Genomic DNA, 18,113 nt, shown 5'->3' on the forward strand with positions numbered 1-18,113 from the left:
GCGTGCGGCTCATAGGCTTAAATTCGCTTCGATATCTCGACGGCGCTGTCGCATATGGTCTGTAACAGCTTCTCGTCATAAGGCAGCCATGGCACCGCGACCAAGTTGGACTTCGGCAAGTCGAGTGTGACAGGCTCGCCGTTATGCGTCACCCGCCCGGTCGTCAGATGGATGCCATAGGCGCCAAGCCGGAGATGGCGGGCCTCGAAGCTCAGGCCCGGCATCCCTTTCAGCGCGCGCTGGAGCGCCTGTTTGCGCATCTCCGCCATGTCGCTGATCGGAACGTCAGCCAAATTCCACAGATGGCGTTCGCGATAGGCGTCCTCGTGCCCGTCCCGGATGGCGATACTGCTGACACTGACCAGAAGGTCGACGGCGCGCAAGATTTCGGAAAGCGTCCCGACGGGCAGGTCGCCCAGGCGGACCGGCGCGGCGGGCTTGCCGCTGGATGTCCGCAGGCTGAGGTTTCCGGTCGTCGTTGTCCCGACAAAGCCCGGAAAGATATTGCCGCCGAGGGCGAATTGCGCCGTCCACGACCCGAACGACCGAGTCAGACAATCATAGTCCAGGCGCCAGCGCTCACGCCGCGCCAGGCCGAGAAACGGCACCACCGAGACGACATGGCCGGCAAACATCGCGGTGGCGGCATGTGATAACTCAGGCTCAGGGACGACATAGTGCTCGCGAAAAACCTGCTTGAAGGGTTGCTTGATCCGGAGAGCGGCCAAGTGATCGCGCCACGCCTCGCGTTCCCCCGCCGTAACGTCCGATGGATGCCACAGCGTCAGTCGGCTGTCCGTTGATGGCACGACGGCGACACCGGCGATGTCCTGAAGCACCAGGCGACCGGCGGCCTTGACGGGGAGCACCGAAACGCAGGTGGCATCGAGGATACGCCACACCAGGGATGCCGCGAGCGGCTTGGTCTGCTCATGGCTGGCCAGGCGAAGGCGCCAGTCGTCGTAGCTCAACGTCATGCGCGACACGAGGCCGGCTTCCAGGCAGCGCGTCAGCGTGGTCAGTTGCGATTTGGTGACGGGTTGATCGGCGGGCAGGCGCAGGGCGATTTCCGGCCGGTCCGCCAGGCCGCGTTCAGCGCCTTTCAGATTGCGCTGCAGTTTCTTTTCGACGCCGGCATGGCGGTTATCGCGCAGGACCTGGCGCAAGATGGCGACGGCTTCCGGCGTCGGAAAGGCTTCAACGGCATGACCGAGGGCGATGGCGACAGATTGCGAAGGCATGGTCTTGGCGGTGGTCGGCGCCAGGCTGGCCTTGCGGAAAAGCTCATCCAGAAGCGGTGGCAACCAGGCTTCGTCGCGGGCCAGGGCCAGGCGGGCGGCACGGGCAATGACGGGAGATTCGTCGAGCGTGAACGCCTTGTCCGCCGCATAGGGTACCTCAAGCGCGTGGATGCGGCGAACGCGCTCCGCCGCCTGAGTCAAAGCCGCTTCGGCAAAGGCGGCATAGCCCGGATCGTCGAACAACCGCGGCCGTTCGTCGCCGTCGGCCGGCGCGGCTGCGTCGGTTTGCGAACGCAGGATGTCTGGGAGACTGATTTGGGCCGCAAGGTCGAGTGTGGCCAGGATAGTGAGTTCCGCGACCAGAAGGGGTGAGCGGGACAGGTCGCCCGCGAACTGTTCAAGAACCTGCGCCGGTCGCCCGGCCAACCGGCCAAGCACAACGGCGAGATGCGGCCCGGCCTGCCAAGGCGCGACCGCCAGACAGCGTTCTGCCGCGGGACCGAGACCGTCAAAACCCAGGTCGATACAGCGGGAAAGAACGAACTGGACCTCCTGCCACGAAAAACCATGGAGGATGTCGTCAGGCCTCTCTTCGGCCCAGCGCGCCAGCTGAACGAGATAGTCGCGGCACGCCGAACCGCGGAAGGCGGGCTCTGTTTCGCGGCCGAGCTCAAGGATAGCGCGGGCGGTTCGGACAGCCGGCGTCTCCTGTGCGCTGTGATCGCTTGCCCAAAACGTCGCCTTGGCGACTGTCCACAAGTCACCCAGGGCCAGCGCATCGATCTCGGTCAGATCGATCGGTCCGGCTAAGAAGCGATTGAGGCCGGATTCGGCGCCGGTCATCCGGTCGAGCAATTTGACGGTCGCCGGATGGAGCTCTGTGGTCGGCATGGATAGTCTTCCCCCCGGGGCGGATGGTTTGGCAAAGCCCGAAAACCATGAACCATAGCTCTGCCGGGCAAGGATGCACAAGCGCGATAAGGCGCTCCCGCCCTCAATGCGCCGGCGGTGGCAAGACCGTTATCCGTTCCTGGACGCCGCTTAATCGTCCGCGCGCGTAAAGCTGACGCCATCGATCCAGATGATGTCGGGGTCGTCGGGATGGGTCATGAGGACATGCTTTTCCGTCTCGCCATTGTCATAGGCGACCGTCATGACCAGGCCGTTCAGGCTGTAGCGCCCCACCTGTTCGCCGTGCGACGCCGTCGTCGTCCGCGTCGTACTCCCGCCGCCCTCGACCTCGCTGCCGGCCGAGGCCAGGCCGCGGCGGACGACCCTGCCGCCGGGCTGGAAGTCGTAGGTGGATTGGGTGAAGATCGCGCTGGTGCCGCCAAACGCCAGGTTGCCGCCGCCGCCGACATGTTCGAAAGCGCCGCTCAGCTTGGCCACCGGCGGCGTGGCCCAGACCTTATTGCCGGCGACCTGGTTCCATTTTCCGCTCTTGGTGCGGTATTCGTACGTGGCGCCGGTGCGGCGCCATTGCGACCAGTGGTCGGGGTTGGCCTGTTTGTCGCTATCCAGGGTTTGCGGCTCGGCCATGGCATCGACATCGAGCAGGATATCGCCCGAGGTGAACAGGACGGCAGGTTCGTACTTGGCGATGACCATGCCGCCATAGCCGAAGCCATAGGACAGGATCAGGCCGTAACCGGTAATGGCCGGTTGGGCCGCTGCCGGGCCGGACCAGACCGCAAGGACCGCCGCTGCGGACAGGGCGGCGAAAACACGTAACGCATGCATGACAAGCTCCGAGATAGTCCCCCGAGACGTCCCCTATGCCCGTCGATGTTTATGCCGCAGGCTTGCGACAATGGCATTACACAATGGGATCACAAGCTTGGGAAGTCATACCAACGGCGAATGATTGATCTATCGCCGTTGGCGGCGGGCAAGCGCCCGCCCGAGCTTGTGCGAGGAGCCATGCGGCGCCTGAGCTCAAGAAAAGCTGATACCAACGGTCATGCTTAATGACCGTTGGTATCAGCCGCCCGTCAGATCGATTTCGACAAAGTCGGCGACTTCGGGGATCCAGCGGTTTTGCACGAAATCGACGTGCTGCGGATGGTCGTTATAGGCGCCGTAAGCGGCTTGATTGGCAAATTCCATGGAGACGGCATAGGTGAAATCGTTCTTCGGACTGACCTGTTTCAGCAGCTCGAAGCGCTCGACACCGGGGATGTCCGACAGCCGCCGCAGTGCCGCCAGGAAAGATTGCTCTTCGGCCGAGCCGGCGGCGTGGTTGAGGCGAAACGGAACGATATGGCGGATCATGGGCGGCTCCCGGGAATGATCCGCGTTTTTGCCATATCCCGGCCGTCAGGTACAGACCGGGTGGGGGTTCAACCATATTCCGAGGCATTGGCCTTGGCCAGCTTGGCCAGGCTGGGGTTGAAAATGTGGTTCAGCACCAGGCAGCCGAACAGCAGGACCGACAGGACCGTGGCCAGGACGAAGCCGTATTTCGGGTCGTGGAAATAGTCGCTGACCGCGCCCATGGCCAGAGGCGCCACGACGGCGCTGACGCAGGTGAAGAACAGGATGACCCCGCCGACAGCGCCGTGTTCGGCCTTGGTGAAGCAGCTGATGCCCTTGGAATTGAGCGTCGGATAGATAACCGACATGAACAGGCCCGACAAAGGCAGGCTGATCACCGCGGTATCGACGCCGCCGATAAGGGCCGCGGCGAAGCACAGCAGGATGACGCCCGACGAAATGGCCAGGACGACCGTCCAGCTCAGGCGGGCCAGCATGAAGGCGCCGAGGAAGCGGCCGGCGGCGCGCAGGACGAAGAAGATCGACAGGGCATAGGTGGCGACGAAGATCAGCGAGCCGTCATAGGCTTTCAGCAGGGTCGGCATCCAGACATAGATGGCGGCTTCGACACCGACATAGAGCATGGCGCCCAGGCTGAAGGCCAGGGCAAACGGATCGCGAAGGACGTTCAGGGTGCTCATTACACTGACCGGTTTGGCGTCGTGGCGCACGGTCTTCGGGTATTTGACCAGGAGCGCCGTCAGAATCAGCAGCATGCACAGGACGCCGGCAATGACATAGAGCCACTTCCACGACAGCCCGGCCTTGAGCAGTTGCGTCACCAGGGCCGGCCCGACGATGGCGCCGACGCCGAAAAAGCCTTCGACCATGTTCATGGTGCGGGTGTGGTTGTCGGTCGAGGTGGAGATATCGCCGATCAGGGCCAGGGCGCCGGTCTTGAAAATGCCGATCGAGGCGCCGGAGACGAACAACAGGACGAGGAAAAAGCCGAAGCGATCACCGGCGATGAACAGCAGCGAATTCAGCGCGAACAGGACGAGACCCAGGACGATGGCGCCCTTGCGGCCGAAGCGATCGGCGAGGAAGCCGAGACACAGGCCGGCCAGGGCGATGCCGCCCATGGTGGCATATTGAAAGGCGCCGGCCTGGGCCATGGTCAGGCCGAAGGTCTTGATGATCTCCGGAATGATGACGCCGACACTGTCCGTCGTCATGGCGAACATCATGAACATCAGATAGGTCAGCATGCGGATGACCCGGAGCGAGGCCTGGCCGGGCAAGGCGGCTGCGGGAATGGAAGCTGAGGACATGACGGTTTTCCTGTTGACGATTATGGGTGCAGGCGGATCATGACGGCGCCCTGGGCCGGCACGGTGACGCTGTAACGGTCGTGATAGGCACCCATCTCCTTGTGCTGCCACAGGTCGCGAACCTGCAATTGGGTGGCGGCAGGATAACCGATCATGGCCCACTCCGCCGACATAGTCTGCGGTGTTGTGCCGCGGTTGAGCAGGATGACGGCGCGGCCGCCGTCGGCCAGGGGACGTGCCCATACCTCTTGACCCTCGCCCTTATAGACGCGACGGCCCTGGACACCCAGGGCGTCCTGGTCGACGGCGATGACGTCGGCATTGGTCAGGATGTCGTGGGTGGCGGCGTCCATATGGGCGACATCGTTGCCGGCAATGAGCGGCGCCGCCAGCATGGCCCACAGGCTGAAATGGGCCTGGTATTGCGTCGTCGTCATGCCGCCATTGCCGACTTCGAGCATGTCGGGATCGTTCCAGCCGCCGGGGCCGGCGTGGCTGTAGAGGTCGGCCTCGGCATCGAGGATGTCGAGCACGCCGTGCCAGTCGCCGTGATTGCCCGGGCCTTCCCAATGGTCCCAGATGTCGCCGGTCGTGCGCCACAGATTGCCGCCGACGCTGCGCGCCCATTCCCAAGGTTGATGCGTGCCCCATTCGCAGATGCTGAAGACGATCGGGCGGCCGGACTTGGCCAGGGCGTCGGCCATCAGCATGTAGGACGACTTGGCGTCCTGGGTGGCGACATTGCACCAGTCGTATTTGAGATAGTCGACGCCCCAGGCGGCATAGGTGCGGGCGTCCTGATATTCGTAGCCACGGCTGCCCGGGCGGCCCTGGCAGGTGGCGATGCCGGTGTCGGAATAGATGCCGAACTTCAGGCCCTTGCTGTGGACATAGTCGGCCAGGGCCTTGATGCCCGAGGGAAAGCGGACGGCGTCAGCGACGATATTGCCCTGGGTGTCGCGGCCGGTCTGCCAGCAGTCGTCGATGACGACATATTGGTAGCCGGCGTCCTTCATGCCCGACGCCACCAGGGCGTCGGCGACAGCGTGGATGCGGGTCTCGTCGATGTCGCAGCCGAACTTGTTCCAGCTGTTCCAGCCCATGGGCGGGGTGCGGGCCAGGCCGTTATCCTTGATCTGGAGTTTGACGCCGTCGTCGGCCATGGCGGGCACCGCCGCGGCGATGCCGAACCCCAGCGCAATGGCGGGCAGGAGTCTCATGAGGGCGGTCAGCATGGGGATGTCTCCGGGGTTTTGGCGCCTGGCGCCTGGCAATAGCGGTCGATATAGGTGGCGTGGGGCGGCAGGCCGGCGGCGGCGGCGGTCATGGCGGCGCGCAACTTGTCGAGCCACCGCGCGCCGTCCTGATCGCGGAAGTCGAGCACGGGGTCATAGTGCCGCGGCGTATTGAACTGTCCGATATGGACGGCCAGCCACGAGGCCGGGCCGAACAGGTCGAAGTCGCGGGCGACCAGGCGGCCGTAGCGGCTGAAATGGTCGATCTTGTCCTGCAGGGTGTCGGGGATGCTCATATTGGCGCAGTACCGCCACAGCGGGCTGTCGTCGCGCTCGGTCAGGCGATAGTGCAGGATGAGGAAGTCGCGGATGCGTTCGTTTTCGTTCATGGCGACGCGGTTGAATTCGTCGCGCACCAGCGGATCGAAATCGCGGTCAGGGAAGAAGGCCAGCAGCTTGGCGATATTGGCCTGGATCTGGTGCAGGCTGGTCGATTCCAGCGGCTCCATGAAGCCGCTCGACAGGCCGATGGCGATGACGTTTTTATTCCAGGCCAGCTTGCGTCGGCCGGTCGTGAAGCGCAGCGGACGCGGATCGGCCAGGGCCGCGCCGTCGAGATTGGCCAAAAGGGTCGCCGCCGCTTCGTCGTCGTTGATATGGCTGGAGGCATAGACATAGCCGTTGCCGACGCGGTGCTGTAAGGGGATGCGCCATTGCCAGCCGGCGGAACGGGCGGTCGAGCGGGTATAGGGGGTCATGTCCCCCGTAGACTGAGACGGGACTGCCATGGCGCGGTCGCACGGCAACCAATGGCTCCAATCATCGTAACCGGTCTTGAGCGCTCCCTCGATGAGAATGCCGCGGAAGCCGGAGCAGTCGATAAACAGGTCGGCCTCAATCGTGCGGCCGTCGGCCAGGGTGACGCTGTCGACAAAGCCCGTCTCTGCGTTCAGGGCGACGTCGTTGATGCGGCCTTCGAGGCGGACGACGCGGCGGGCTTCGGCGTAGTCGCGCAGATAGGCGGCGTAAAGGCCGGCGTCGAAATGGTAGGCATAGTCGTAGGTCGACAAAACGTTGCGCTGATCCGGCGACGGCGGGGCGAATTTGTTGTCGCGGGCGGCGGCCCAAGCCATGCAGTAATCGTCGAGGGCGCCCGCCTCGCCCCGTTCATGGGCGCGCTGCCAGTGGTGGTGGACCGCGACCATGTCGAACGGCCGGCCATAGGTGCCGAAGGGGTGGAAATAATGCGTGCCCCGGCGCGCCCAGTCGATGAACTGGATGCCGAGTTTGAACGTGCCCTGGGTGTGTTTGAGGAAGTCGTTTTCGTCAAGGCCGAGGGTCTGGTTGAAGACCTTGATCGGCGGAATGGTCGCTTCGCCGACGCCGACCGTGCCGATCTCCTCGGACTCGATCAGGGTGATGTCGCAGCCGTGTTGCAGGGCGTTGGCCAGCGCCGCGGCCGTCATCCAGCCAGCGGAACCGCCACCGATGATGGCGATCTTGCGAATTCTGCGATGTGGCTGCGCCATGGAAGCTACCTTAAAAAATCCCCGCCGGCCTGGGGTTGGCCGGCGGGGCCGTCATCAGAAGCTGTAACGCAGGGACGCCGTTACGGTACGCCCCAGGACGGCGGAGTTAGAGAAGATCCCCGAGGTCGGGCTGGTCTGAAGCAGGCCGCCGCTGCCGCGGTAACCCAGCTTGTCGAACAGGTTGTTGACGTTCAGCGCCAGTTCGAGGCCGTCGTAAGGACGGATCTTGAAGAAGCCGTTGACATAGGTCTGGCCCTTGACGTCCTGGCCGCTCCACGCCTTGCTGGTACCCTGGCCGTTGATGCTGATACCGAACGAGGTGATGCCGATATTGTAGGACGGCGCCAGCAGGAAGCTGTAGTCCGGCAGGGCGCCGGGCGCCTGGCCGGTCGACGCAACCTCGGCTTTCAGCACCGTGCCGTCGCCGTAGAGGCTGAAGTCGCCCCAGCGCAGGTTACCGGAAAGCTCGACCCCGTGGGCGGAGTAGTGCTCGCTGATGACCGGATCGAGGCCCTGGGTGATGCGGGTGAAGTCGTAATTGTTATCGGTCAGGTCGGCGGTGAAATAGGTGCCTTCATAAGTAAAGCTGGCGCCGTGGATATTGCCGCGGCCCTTGACGCCGACCTCCTTCTGTTCGACGAAATTGACCGCCGTGGTGTTACCCTGGGCGTTCAGGCTGCCGTCGGCGTTGAAATTGCCGCCGAGGACGCGGCGATCGGCATTGAAGCGGCCGCCGCGGCTGGCGCGCAGGAAGATGTTGGTGTTGTCGTTGAGCTTATAGAGCCCGCCGATGGACCAGGAGGTGTACGTCTTGGTGTAGTTCAGCACTTCGATGGCGCCGCCGGCCACCATGGACGGCAGGGTCGCCGAGCCGAGTTCGTCGGATACGGTGATATTGGGTCCGGCAACGCCGCCCTGGGCCCAGCCGGAGGCCTTGACCGAGTCCTGACGGATGCTGGCGTCGATGTCGAACGGTCCGGTGACGAAGTCGAGCGACAGGTAGGGCGCGGTGTCGACATAGTTGAGGTCGTATTGGCGGGCGCAGCAATTGCCCCAATTGTCGTTGAACCCGGCCTGACCCGCAGCGGTCAGCTGGGTGCCGGTGCCGTTGGCGCCGGTGAACAGGTCGAGTTGGGCCGGGTTGCGGCCGGTCAGTTCGGCATAGGAGCGGTTGACGTGCCAATCCTGGGCGACGGTCTGGCGCATATAGAACAGGCCGGCCTTGGCGGTCAGGCGGCCGCCGAAGAGATCGGCCTTGCGCGTCACGGTCAGGTCGTTCACGAACGAACCCATATCGCTCATATTGGTGTCGATGTTCGGGTTGTTGTTGAGATAGGTGCCGGTATAGGCGTGGCCCTTGTTCGGGCCGTTGGCATAGACGATCGAGCCGACGGTCTGGCCGTTGACGGTCGAGCCGATAACGCTGGCGGTCGTGGCGACATTGAGGAACTGGGTGCGGAAGGCGCCGCTCTGGCTGGTCCAGCGCAGGGCGTCATGGACGGAGAAATCGTCGCTGAAATCGTACTGGAATTCGCCGCCGACCGAGCTCGACTTGACATGGATGCCTTCCATCGGCACGGTTTCCAGCTGGCCGGAATAGTTCAGGATCTGGAAGGACTGGTTGTAGATCGACTGGTTGGAGTCCTTGCGGGCGTCGAAATTGGCCAGGGGTTCGAAGCCGGTAATGGTATTGCCCGACAGCTTGGCGACCGACGGCATGGTGGTGAAGGTCGGCTCCTTGTCGTCGAGGCGTTTGAAGTTCAGGCGAATATAGCCCTTACCGCTCTCGAACTCCTTGGTGATATTGCCTTTGATTTGATAGCCCTTTTCGGCATTGTAACCGATATGGGTCGGGCCCGAGCCGTTCTTGACGAAGCCGCCGATGTGGAAACGCAGGGTGTCGTTGATGCGGCCGCCATAGGCGAAGTCGATCTTGGTTTCATCGAAGCCCACGCCGGTGGACAGGCCGATCATGCCGCCCTCCTTGGTGCCGGTATTGCTGACATAGTTGATGACGGCGCCGGGCGCCTGGGAGGCGAAGGTCGAGGTGCCGCCGCCGCGCACGGCTTCGACGCGCTGGACGCTGCTGTCGTAACGCGTCCAGTAGTCGTTATTGCCGAAGTTCATGTCACCGAACAGGACGGTCGGCAGGCCGTCTTCCTGCAATTGGACGAATTCCGAACCGCCGGTGACAACCGGAAGGCCGCGGACGCCGATATTGGAATTGCCGCCGGGGCCGGCGGTGTCCTGGGCCTGGATGCCCGGAATAAGGCGGAAAACTTCGGCTTCGGAACGCGGGGTAAAGTCCTCGATCTGCTGCAGCGAAAGTGACGAGATCGACATCGAGCTCTGCATCTTGGTCTTGTCGCGGCCGCCGGCCGTGATGACGACGGTGATGTCGGCGTCGCTGTCGGCCTTGGCGGGGGCGGGCGCCGGAGCGGCGTCCTGGGCGGACGCGGCCGAAGCCAGGGCCAGCGGCGTCACGAGAAGGGCGGCCAGGGCGATCAGGGAAGCACCGGCACGCAGGGGCCGGGCGGAGGCGCCAGCCAAAAATCGGGATGAATAGGTCATGGAACGTTTCCTAAAGAGTTGCCGGCCCTGTGCACCTTCTGCTGGGTGCGATCGTCTGAACGCGATCATACGGACCTGGTGTGATGCCTGTGGTCTCAGTCATGGCATTTTTATACAAACGTTTGCAATATATTTATGATAACCACCGCCGTTATGACCCAAAATGTTGCCAATTTGCGACACAAACAGCCGGATTTCGTCCCGTCGACCCACAAATCGCCCAAATACTGCAAAAAATGGCTTGCAAACGTTTGGATAAAGTTCACATTGACGGCAGAGGCTCGCGATGGACCTCTCTCCGCCTGAACTGCCGCCCCGACACCTCCATCAGGTGAAAGGGCGGTCTTTTTCTGACGCATTCCCCAGTTTCTGAGTCATTAGAGTCACCACCAGAGTCGCCATGATCCTCGCTACCCCTTCGATCCGTACCCCCGACACCCCCCTGTCACCGCGCGACAGCCTGTTGTTCGAGCGCGCCCGCCAGTCCCTGATGCGCCTCTACGGCGGACGGGCGGATTTCGACACCCTGATGGCCGAGATCGGCGACCACCTTACGGCCGCGGCCGCGGCCCGGCCCGCCGCGCACAAAAGCCTGGACGAAGCGCGCCGCGACGATCCGCGCTGGTTCGCCAAGCCCGGCCGCGCCGCCTATTGCACCTATATCGACCGCTTTTCCGGTACTTTGAGGGGCTGTATCGACCACATTGATTATCTCGAAGACCTGGGCGTCGGCCTGTTCCACCCCCTGCCCTTGCTGAAGCCGCGCGACGGCGACAATGACGGCGGTTTCGCGGTGGAGGACTACCGCGCCGTCGATCCGCGACTGGGTACGTTCGACGACCTGAAAGACCTGGCCGGGGCCTTGCGTGATCGCGGCATGTCGCTGGTGCTCGATGTCGTTTGCAACCATACGGCCAGGGAACACGGCTGGGCGCGCGCCATGATCGCCGGCGATCCCGCCTATCGCGATTTCTATATCGTCATGCCCGACGAAGGCGAAAAAGACGCCTGGGCCGCCACCTTGAGCGACGTCTTCCCCGACACGGCGCCCGGCAGTTTCACCTATGATGCCGAAGCCGGCGGCTGGGTGTGGACGACGTTTTACCCGTTCCAGTGGGACCTCAACTACGCCAATCCGCGCGTCTTCATCGCCATGCTGGACGTGCTGTTCGATCTCGCCAATGCTGGGGTCGAAGGCTTCCGTCTCGATTCGGCCGCCTATCTGTGGAAGATCAAGGGCACGATCTGCCGCAACATGCCCCAGGCCCACGACATCCTGATGGCCTGGCGCAGCCTGTTGTCGATCGTGGCGCCGGGGGTCTTCCTGCTAGCCGAGGCCATCGAAGGCCTGGACGAGGTCCTGGGCTATTTCGGCGAGGACCGGGCCCACAGCGAATGCGACATGGCCTATAACAACACCCTGATGACCGCCCTGTGGGGCAGCTTGGCCGAGGGCGACGCCGCCGCCGCGCGGCAGGCCTTGGGCCTGACAAAGGATAAGCCGGCGCACGGCACCTGGCTCAACTATGTCCGCTGCCACGACGACATCATCTGGCAGGCCGTGGCGACCTGGGTCGAACAGCCCCGCCTGCAAGCCTGGTCCGACTTCTATGCCGGCAAGCACGGGTCGTTTGCCGACGGCCTGGCCTTCCAGGCGCCGGCCGGATTGGCGCCGTCGACCTGCGGCATGGCGGCCAGCCTGTGCGGCGTGGACAAGCCGGACGGGTTGAAGCGCCTGGAATTGCTCTATGGCGTGACCTGCGCGCTCGACGGCGTGGCGATGATCTATATGGGCGACGAGATCGCCCTGGCAAACGACGACGGTTTCGCCGACGATCCGGAAAAGGCGCCCGAACTGCGCTGGCTGCATCGCCCGTCCATGGACTGGAACGCCGCCGCCGCCCGCAAGGCGCAGGATACCGCGCAACAGGCCATGTTCGGCTATCTCAACACCCTGTCGGCGATTCAGCAGGGTATGGCCGGCTGGCGCGACGGCGGCCCCGCCACGGCCGTCGCCAGCGAGGATCCGCGCCTGCTGATCTTTACCCGCCCGTTGGGCGACAGGACCTTCACCTGCGCCGCCAATTTCAGCGCCGCCACGGTAGCCCTGCCAGACAATGTCGGCGGCGACGACTTGATTTCGCGGCGCGCCACCGCCATGCTTGAACCCTATCAAGTGATTTGGACTCTTTCGGCATGACGGCTTTCTTGGGTATCGAAATGGGCGGCACCAAGGTGGTCCTGGCGCACGGCAACGGGCCCGACGACCTGAGCGCGCCGGTACGGGTGCCGACGACGGCACCGGACGAGACGGTGGCCGCCATCATCGCCGCCGCCAATGCGCTGATCGCCGCGAACGGCCCGGTCGCCGCCATCGGCATAGCCAGTTTCGGGCCGATCGGCGTGTCGCCGACCGCGCTCGACTACGGTCATTTCCTCAAGACTCCCAAGGCCGGCTACAGCCATTTCGACTTGCTGACACCGCTGCGCGCCGCCTTTCCCGATATGGGCTTCGTCGTCGATACCGACGTCAATGGCGCGGCACTGGGCGAAGGCCGCTGGGGCGGCGCGGTCGGTCTCAGCGACTTCGCCTATATCACCGTCGGCACCGGCATCGGCGTCGGCCTGGTCAGCCACGGCGCGCCGGTCCACGGCCTGCTGCACCCCGAGGCCGGCCATATCCTGATCAAGCGCGACCTGCATGCCGACCCGTTCGGCGGTTGCTGTCCGTTCCACGGCGACTGCCTGGAAGGCCTGGCCAGCGGTCCGGCGATCGCGGCACGCATCGGCCGTCCGGGTGAGGAGATCGCCGGGGACGATCCGGTCTGGGACCTGGCCGGCAGCTATATCGCCCAGCTGTGTTACAATCTGGTCCTGGTGGCGTCGCCGCGCAAGATCCTGCTCGGCGGCGGGGTCGGCAGCCATCCCCGCGTCCTGGCCAGCGCCCGGCGAAACCTGCATGCCTATCTCGGCGGCTATATCGAAGCCTTGAGCGAGATGACAGCGTGCGAGGCCTTTATCACGTCGCCGGGCCTGGGCGACCGGGCGGGCGTTCTGGGCGCGATTGCCCTGGCCAGCGGGGCTTGAGGCTGTGCTGGGGGATAGAAGGTTTATCCACAGATTACACAGATTACGCAGATTTTTCAGAGCGTTAACGGTTGGCCTCGGTGTACGCCGCCAGCCGGAAGGTTGACCACGGATAAGGCACGGATGCCGCTGCGCGGCGACACGGATAGACACGGATTCCGGGGCCGCACATCGCCTGCGCGAGGCGCGTCAACAATCAGGACCGCCCACCACGAAAGCTTGCCCTTCGGGCGAAGGAAGAGTCAGCGCGCGCCATCTCTGCTTATCCGTGTCGCCGCGCAGCGGCATCCGTGCCTTATCCGTGGTCGATTCCCCAGGTTACAACTCGCACTGAATGCAGCCAATAACACTCTGAAAAATCTGCGTAATCTGCGTAATCTGCGGACAAACCTTACTTTACCGACGCCACCCAACGCTAACCGATCGTCGAACCGCGCACGACCAGGCTGGCCGGGACGACCGCCGATGACGTCAGTTCGCCCTTGATGCGCTGGAACAACAGGTCGACCATCAATTTCGACGCCATGGCCAAATCCTGGCGGATCGTCGTCAGCGGCGGCGCCAGGGACCGCGCCATGGCGACATCGTCGAACCCGACCACCGCGACATCGGAGGGCACATGGAAACCGGCCTCGGCCAGGGCCGTCATGGCGCCGTGGGCGATGACGTCGGACGCCGCGAACAGGCCGTCGAACTTGACCTTGGCCTTGATCAGACCGCGCACGACCTCGACCGCCGAGTCGAAGGTAAAACGCGACTCGATCAACTCGGTCACGGCCGGTTTGGCGCCGGCCGCCGCCATGGCCTCGCGATAGCCCTGATAGCGGCTGTCGACCTCGGGCACATGCGACGGGCCGATAAAGCGGATGACGCGCCGCCCCACCGACAGCAGATGCTGGGTCGCCAGCCGGCCGCCGAAGACATTGTCGACCCCGACCGAACAATAGGTCTGGTCGCGCAGCTTCTCGCCCCAGACCACCATCGGCAGATAACCGGCAGCGACATCGTTGATCGCCTTGTGCTGATCGCTTTGGCCCAGCATCAGCAGGCCGTCGAAGCGATGCGACTGGATCAGGCCGCTCAGCCAGCCGTCGTCGGGATGCGCCACCTTGGTCAGCAGGACGTCATAGCCGTGTTGAATAACCTCTTCCGACAAATGACCGATCATTTCGAGCAGGAAGGGATCGGTGAGTCTTTGCCCGGTTTCGTGGCCCATCGGCATGACGATACCGATGGTGCGCGTGGTTTGCAGGCGCAGATTACGCGCCGCCTGATTGACGACATAGCCGTGTTCGGCCGCCAGCGCGCCGATCTTGTCGCGCAGGGCCTGGGGCACCAGCTCGCTGCCGGCCAGGGCGCGGGATACCGTCGAGACCGAAACGCCCGCCAGCCTTGAGATATCGGCCATTTTGAGCCGGGCATTGGGATTGGGCGGCTTGCGTGCCATGGCGCGGGACGTCTCCGTGGTTTGAAGCGCGATCCGTCAGGACGGCGTTCAGCGATTCATTACAAACGATTGGACGACTTCACGCAACCTTTTTCGCCGGCGATCGTGGCGCGCCGGCGCTTCAGGCCGGCGGATGGCGCCTTCGCCCGCCCCTGGAGAAATTGATTGACCAATTTTCAATCGCTGCTTAATTGGTTTACAAATTTAGCGAGCGAGTGATGGTTTCGGGGCGTCGGGGACAGGCCGCCGAACCAGGACTTGGGCGCACGCAGCACAAAGAAGGGTTCACAATGGAAGCCCCGGAAAAGGACGGTCGAGCCTACCAAGTCGTGGGGAACGACCTCATTCGTCGCATCCGCGAGGGCGAGTTCCGTGTTGTCGGCCGGTTACCGCCGGAACGCGACCTGGCGGACGTCTATGAGGTCGGCCGCACCGTTATTCGCGACGCCCTGGTCATGCTGGAGGTCAAGGGCCTGATCGAGCCCCGGCAAGGCTCCGGCGTCTATATTACGCGCAAGGCCTATCAGGTCGAGCCGATGGAACCGCGCCCGACGCCGGCGACACCGGCGCCCGAGCCCCTGCCGCCGGCGGGACCGTTCGAGCTTTTGCAGGCCCGGCAATGGCTGGAAAGCCATATTGCCCGCCTGGCCGCGCTCAACATGACCGACAAGAATTTCGCCGTCATCCAGAAGGCCTATGACGACCATCGCCTGGCCCAGTCCCAGGGCGCCAAGGAAAGCCTCGACATCCGCTTTCACATGGCCATCGCCAATGCGACCCTGAATACCGAACTGGCCGCCCTGGTCAATCAGCTGTGGCACCGGCGCGACAACAATCCCTTGTGGCGCAACCTGCACGCCCGGATCAAGGACGCGCGCTACCGCGAACGCTGGGTGCTGGATCACGACCGTATCGTCGACGCCATGCGCCGCCGCGACGGCGAAGCGGCCTATGTCGCCATGTGGAACCATATCGAAAACGTCAAAATCTTCCTGCTCGATTCCAGCGACACGGAAACTGGCAAGGACCAGCCCGGCCAGACCGCCCGGCGGCCGCGCCAACTGACCTGACCCTCCCGGCCACTTAACTTTTTGGGAATACGCATGGCGCATACGCCTTCATGCCGCCAACCTTCACGCAGGCAGGTCCTGCTGCAAACCGCCGGCGCCTGGCTTGTGGCGAGCAGCCCGGCCGCGGCATTAGGCGACGCCGGAACCGGCGGCGCCCGCGATGTTCTGACCCGGTTGATCGGCCGGCGCGCCGACGCCTTCCGCCTGAAGCTGACGCCCGCCGCGGATGACAGTCCATGGTACCAGGTGACGAGCCGGGGCGGCCAGGTCACGATCGAGGGCTCGTCTCCGGTCGCGCTCAGCCGCGGCGCCTATGCCTATCTCAAGGACACCGGCCTGGCCGCGCTCAGTTGGGAAGGCGCACGCGCCGATCTCCCCAAAACCTTGCCGGCCTTTGACGGCGGGCGGGTCGCCTCGCCGTTCCAGCACCGCGCCTATATGAACACCTGCACCTTCGGCTATACGACGCCGTGGTGGAACTGGGCGCGCTGGCAGCGCGAAATCGACTGGATGGCGCTGCATGGCATCGACATGCCGTTGGCCATGGAGGGCCAGGAATATGTCTGGAGGGCCCTGTGGCGGGCCTCAGGCTTAAGCGATACCGAACTGGCGGATTACTTCTCCGGCCCCGCCTTCACGCCCTGGCAGCGCATGGGCAATATCGAAGGCTATGACGCGCCGCTACCCGCCGCCTGGATCGACAAGAAACGCGATCTGCAGGTGCGGATTCTCGGGCGCATGCGCAGCCTCGGCATGAAGCCCATCCTGCCGGCCTTTGCCGGCTATGTGCCGCGGGCCTTCGCCGACAAACATCCGGAGGCGCGGATCTACAAGATGCGCGCCTGGGAAGGCTTCAACGCCACCTACTGGCTCGACCCGGCCGATCCCCTGTTCGCCAATATCGCCGGTCAATTTATCGCGCTTTACGACGCCACCTACGGCGCCGGCGACTATTACCTGGCCGACGCCTTCAACGAGATGCTGCCGCCGATCGCGGCGGACGGCGCCGATGCCGCCAAGGCGAGCTATGGCGACGCCACCGCCAACAAGGCGGCGGTCGAGGCCGTGGCGCCCGAGGTCAAGGCCGAACGTCTCGCCGCCTATGGCCGGGCCATCTACGATTCGCTGCGCCAGGCCCGGCCGGGCGCGGTCTGGGTCATGCAGGGCTGGCTGTTCGGCGCCGATCAGAAATTCTGGACGCCCGACGCCATCGGCGCCTTTCTCAGCCAGGTGCCGGACGACAAGATGCTGGTCCTGGATATCGGCAATGACCGTTATCCCGATGTGTGGAAGAACGCCCACGCCTTTCAGGGCAAGGGCTGGATCTACGGCTATGTCCACAATTACGGCGGCAGCAATCCGATCTATGGCGATCTCGACTTTTACCGCAGCGACATGGCGGCGATCGCGGCCAGTCCGCAAAAGGGCCAGCTTAAGGGTTTCGGCGTCTTCCCCGAAGGCCTGCACAGCAATTCCGTCGTCTACGAATATCTCTACGACCTGGCCTGGGGCGAGGGCGGCGACAGTACGGAAGGCTGGTTGCAGACCTATAGCCGGGCGCGTTACGGCCTGACCTCGCCGGACTTGCTCAGCGCCTGGCAGGACCTCAACGCGGCGGTCTACCGCACGAAATACTGGACACCGCGCTGGTGGCACAGCACGGCCGGCGCCTACCTGCTGTTCAAGCGCCCGGACATCGCCATGGCCGATTACGACCCGGCGCCCGGCGACAGGGGCCTGCTGAAACAGGCCGTGCTTAAGCTGCTGGCCCTGCCGGCAGCCTATGGCCGTTCGCCCCTATTCCGTAACGACCTGATCGACGCCGCGCGGCATCTGGTCTCGCTGGAAATCGACGATCGGGTGCAGGCCGCCATCAAGGCCTATCAGGCCGGCGATCTGAATGCCGGCGACCGCGCCGTGGCCGAAATCAATAATCTAGTCACCCGGCTCGACCTGCTGTTGGGCGAGCAGCAGGAATGCCTGGCCAGCTGGATCGACGACGCGAAGGCCTATGGCGATACGCCGGCCGACCGCGCCTACTATGCCCGCAATGCCCGCGCTCAGGTCACGGTGTGGGGCGGCGCCGGCAATCTCCACGACTATGCCTCCAAGGCCTGGCAAGGTCTGTATAGGGATTTCTACCTGCCGCGCTGGACGCAGTTCCTGGGTGGCCTGCGCCAGGCAGCCGTCGCCAAGACCAGCTTCGATCAGGCGCGGTTTACCGCCGACATTACCACCTGGGAACACGCCTGGGTCGACAGCGACGCAGCCCATGTCCGCCGCCGCCCGAAACATCCGATCGCCAGTGTCCGCGGCCTGATGGCCAGCCTCGAACAGTCCTGAAAGCTC

Annotated in this window: 12 protein-coding genes; 4 read left to right on the forward strand and 8 right to left on the reverse strand. The window is 64.1% G+C overall.

Annotated features, from left to right (window positions below; all coding sequences use genetic code 11):
• Positions 1-17: 17 nt before the first annotated feature.
• The 7 genes from AC1DX3_RS06135 to AC1DX3_RS06165 form a co-directional block, all read right to left on the reverse strand.
• The gene (locus AC1DX3_RS06135; RefSeq protein WP_476988364.1) at positions 18-2,132 is read right to left on the reverse strand and encodes a DUF4132 domain-containing protein; all 2,115 of its coding nucleotides are present in this window, start codon (positions 2,130-2,132) and stop codon (positions 18-20) included.
• A gap of 150 nt (positions 2,133-2,282) precedes the next feature.
• Positions 2,283-2,981 (reverse strand): hypothetical protein, encoded by a 699-nt coding sequence (locus AC1DX3_RS06140; protein ID WP_476988365.1) that lies wholly within the window; start codon positions 2,979-2,981, stop codon positions 2,283-2,285.
• A gap of 240 nt (positions 2,982-3,221) precedes the next feature.
• On the reverse strand, positions 3,222-3,512 hold the full coding sequence (locus tag AC1DX3_RS06145) for a Dabb family protein (RefSeq protein WP_476988366.1): 291 nt from the start codon (positions 3,510-3,512) through the stop codon (positions 3,222-3,224).
• Between the two features lie 68 nt (positions 3,513-3,580).
• Complete coding sequence (locus tag AC1DX3_RS06150; protein WP_476988367.1) at positions 3,581-4,825, reverse strand: MFS transporter; 1,245 nt, start codon at positions 4,823-4,825, stop codon at positions 3,581-3,583.
• A 20-nt stretch (positions 4,826-4,845) separates the two neighbouring features.
• Positions 4,846-6,060: an alpha-galactosidase gene (locus tag AC1DX3_RS06155; RefSeq protein WP_476988368.1), complete on the reverse strand. Its 1,215-nt coding sequence runs from the start codon at positions 6,058-6,060 to the stop codon at positions 4,846-4,848.
• Positions 6,054-7,589 carry a tryptophan halogenase family protein gene (locus tag AC1DX3_RS06160; RefSeq protein WP_476988369.1) on the reverse strand — a complete coding sequence of 512 codons (1,536 nt, stop codon included), beginning with the start codon at positions 7,587-7,589 and terminating at the stop codon, positions 6,054-6,056. The genes AC1DX3_RS06155 and AC1DX3_RS06160 overlap by 7 nt, the downstream gene beginning before the upstream one ends.
• 54 nt (positions 7,590-7,643) lie before the next feature.
• The gene (locus tag AC1DX3_RS06165) at positions 7,644-10,160 is read right to left on the reverse strand and encodes a TonB-dependent receptor domain-containing protein (protein WP_476988370.1); all 2,517 of its coding nucleotides are present in this window, start codon (positions 10,158-10,160) and stop codon (positions 7,644-7,646) included.
• A 400-nt stretch (positions 10,161-10,560) separates the two neighbouring features.
• Here AC1DX3_RS06165 and AC1DX3_RS06170 point away from each other — a divergent pair, with 400 nt between their 5' ends.
• Complete coding sequence (locus AC1DX3_RS06170; protein ID WP_476988371.1) at positions 10,561-12,360, forward strand: alpha-amylase family glycosyl hydrolase; 1,800 nt, start codon at positions 10,561-10,563, stop codon at positions 12,358-12,360.
• Entirely contained in the window at positions 12,357-13,247 is an 891-nt protein-coding gene (locus tag AC1DX3_RS06175) for an ROK family protein (protein ID WP_476988372.1), read from the forward strand. Before AC1DX3_RS06170 ends, AC1DX3_RS06175 begins: the two co-directional genes overlap by 4 nt.
• 415 nt (positions 13,248-13,662) lie before the next feature.
• On the opposite strand, the gene AC1DX3_RS06180 is transcribed toward AC1DX3_RS06175, so the two are convergent.
• A complete protein-coding gene (locus AC1DX3_RS06180) occupies positions 13,663-14,694 on the reverse strand; it encodes a LacI family DNA-binding transcriptional regulator (RefSeq protein ID WP_476988373.1) in 1,032 nt (343 codons plus the stop codon).
• 290 nt (positions 14,695-14,984) lie between these two features.
• Here AC1DX3_RS06180 and AC1DX3_RS06185 point away from each other — a divergent pair, with 290 nt between their 5' ends.
• Both AC1DX3_RS06185 and AC1DX3_RS06190 read left to right on the forward strand, forming a co-directional pair.
• Positions 14,985-15,764 carry an FCD domain-containing protein gene (locus tag AC1DX3_RS06185; RefSeq protein WP_476988374.1) on the forward strand — a complete coding sequence of 260 codons (780 nt, stop codon included), beginning with the start codon at positions 14,985-14,987 and terminating at the stop codon, positions 15,762-15,764.
• Positions 15,765-15,797: 33 nt separating this feature from the next.
• The gene (locus tag AC1DX3_RS06190; protein ID WP_476988375.1) at positions 15,798-18,107 is read left to right on the forward strand and encodes an alpha-N-acetylglucosaminidase; all 2,310 of its coding nucleotides are present in this window, start codon (positions 15,798-15,800) and stop codon (positions 18,105-18,107) included.
• The last annotated feature ends 6 nt before the right edge of the window (positions 18,108-18,113 follow it).

The organism is Asticcacaulis sp. P2_B1 (genome assembly GCF_056404915.1).

Coding starts and splice junctions, on each gene's coding strand:
- AC1DX3_RS06135 (WP_476988364.1), bottom strand. CDS start 2,132: ATGCCGACCACAGAGCTCCATCCGGCGACCGTCAAATTGCTCGACCGG.
- AC1DX3_RS06170 (WP_476988371.1), top strand. CDS start 10,561: ATGATCCTCGCTACCCCTTCGATCCGTACCCCCGACACCCCCCTGTCA.
- AC1DX3_RS06160 (WP_476988369.1), bottom strand. CDS start 7,589: ATGGCGCAGCCACATCGCAGAATTCGCAAGATCGCCATCATCGGTGGC.
- AC1DX3_RS06180 (WP_476988373.1), bottom strand. CDS start 14,694: ATGGCACGCAAGCCGCCCAATCCCAATGCCCGGCTCAAAATGGCCGAT.
- AC1DX3_RS06175 (WP_476988372.1), top strand. CDS start 12,357: ATGACGGCTTTCTTGGGTATCGAAATGGGCGGCACCAAGGTGGTCCTG.
- AC1DX3_RS06190 (WP_476988375.1), top strand. CDS start 15,798: ATGGCGCATACGCCTTCATGCCGCCAACCTTCACGCAGGCAGGTCCTG.
- AC1DX3_RS06165 (WP_476988370.1), bottom strand. CDS start 10,160: ATGACCTATTCATCCCGATTTTTGGCTGGCGCCTCCGCCCGGCCCCTG.
- AC1DX3_RS06155 (WP_476988368.1), bottom strand. CDS start 6,060: ATGCTGACCGCCCTCATGAGACTCCTGCCCGCCATTGCGCTGGGGTTC.
- AC1DX3_RS06150 (WP_476988367.1), bottom strand. CDS start 4,825: ATGTCCTCAGCTTCCATTCCCGCAGCCGCCTTGCCCGGCCAGGCCTCG.
- AC1DX3_RS06140 (WP_476988365.1), bottom strand. CDS start 2,981: ATGCATGCGTTACGTGTTTTCGCCGCCCTGTCCGCAGCGGCGGTCCTT.
- AC1DX3_RS06145 (WP_476988366.1), bottom strand. CDS start 3,512: ATGATCCGCCATATCGTTCCGTTTCGCCTCAACCACGCCGCCGGCTCG.
- AC1DX3_RS06185 (WP_476988374.1), top strand. CDS start 14,985: ATGGAAGCCCCGGAAAAGGACGGTCGAGCCTACCAAGTCGTGGGGAAC.